We start from the raw sequence: 1,385 nt of genomic DNA on the forward strand, positions 1-1,385 counted from the left end.
GGATCAAGATCAAAAGTTGGGGACTAGGCAAAAAGTGTGGATAATCTGAAAAGGAAAAATGCTTTGTCTCTCACGCCTCGAAGCTGCATTCTGAAGTTCTTTATTTTAGCATTGAAGCTTTCTGCGGACGCATTTGTACTCCTTTCTTCAAAATAGTTAAGAATGTCATTAAAATGATTCGTGATGGTATTTTTAAGTATTGAAAAGGATTTAAAACCTGATTCTTCCACATCTTTAAACCAATGGGCAAGTTTGAGCATTGCAACGGATTTTGCGATATTTTGATTATAAATTTTCCTTAGCTTATCCGATAAGTTGTAGGCTGCTTCCAAATCAGGGTATTCTTGGAAGACAATCCCAGCTCTGATATTTTGACTTTCCGTCCATTTTTCTCTGCTTTTGTAAAGAAAATAGCGGCTTCTTGCCAAGAGTTGTTTTCGGGTATCGCCATTGCTAAAAACTTGGATTTTTGGTTTTACTTTCTTTTCTTTAGCTTGTTTCAGGATTTCATTTTCTGAATCAATAGCTTCCCAACGGTGTTTTATTCTAATCTCCTGAACGGCTTCTGTGGCGAGTTTTTGTACGTGGAATCGGTCGATAACCTGCATCGCATTGGGAAAGCATCTTTTAGCAACGAGTTTCATAGAACCTGCCATATCCAAGGTAATCTCTTTTACTTTCAGTCTTAATTTTCGATCGATTTTAAGTAGTTTATTGATAGTTTCGTCGCTTTTGGTTCCTTTGATAATGGCAACAATACTCCCTTTTCTACCTTTGGCTTGCTTGGATGTCAATACGGTGTAAAGTTCACCTTGCGATAAGGCTAATTCATCTAAAGAGAGTTGTGGAGAGCAGTTTTCGGGATAGAGAATATAATCTTCGGCGTGTTGTTTTTGCTTCCAATTTTTAAATTCGCTGAGGGACTTTCTGTAATGTCTTCGGAATTTTTTCCCGTTAACCCCATACATTTCTCCAATCGTTTCTAAAGGAAGTGCTTTAGTATCGGCTGATTTTTTTTAAGAACTCGGCAAAATCCTGCGTCATTCGGGTTCCTTTAGCGATAAGATTCCAATCTCTTTGCAAGATTTTGCCTGATTTTGTGTCCGTCCATCTTCTGCGTTTGATATGAAGCTTTACGGATTTACCACGAAGCGGAAAGTCATCTACAGTTATTTCGTCGTGAAAACCTTTGGATTGAAGCTGTAAAGATGAAAATTCTTTGGGGATTGTATCTTTCTCTTCAAAATAAAGGTGAAGCACTTTATCTTTTTCTTCAAATTTTATAATATCGAAATATTCGATTAAATATTCCGGAAGTAATAATTTGAGGAGTTCGCTATCATTTAACATAGTTCAAATTTATCCTTTTTTATTTTTCTCCCCAA

General features: G+C 36.5%; 2 protein-coding genes. Both read right to left on the reverse strand.

Translation table 11 applies throughout. The features are described from left to right. Positions 1 to 23: 23 nt before the first annotated feature. A complete protein-coding gene (locus EGH73_RS13895) occupies positions 24 to 968 on the reverse strand; it encodes an ISAon1 family transposase (RefSeq protein ID WP_123282350.1) in 945 nt (314 codons plus the stop codon). A 28-nt stretch (positions 969 to 996) separates the two neighbouring features. Continuing rightward, complete coding sequence (locus EGH73_RS13900) at positions 997 to 1,350, reverse strand: ISAon1 family transposase N-terminal region protein (protein ID WP_123282351.1); 354 nt, start codon at positions 1,348 to 1,350, stop codon at positions 997 to 999. Positions 1,351 to 1,385: the final 35 nt, after the last annotated feature.

The organism is Epilithonimonas hominis (assembly GCF_003730015.1).
In the GTDB taxonomy this organism is placed as follows: Bacteria; Bacteroidota; Bacteroidia; order Flavobacteriales; family Weeksellaceae; genus Epilithonimonas; species Epilithonimonas hominis.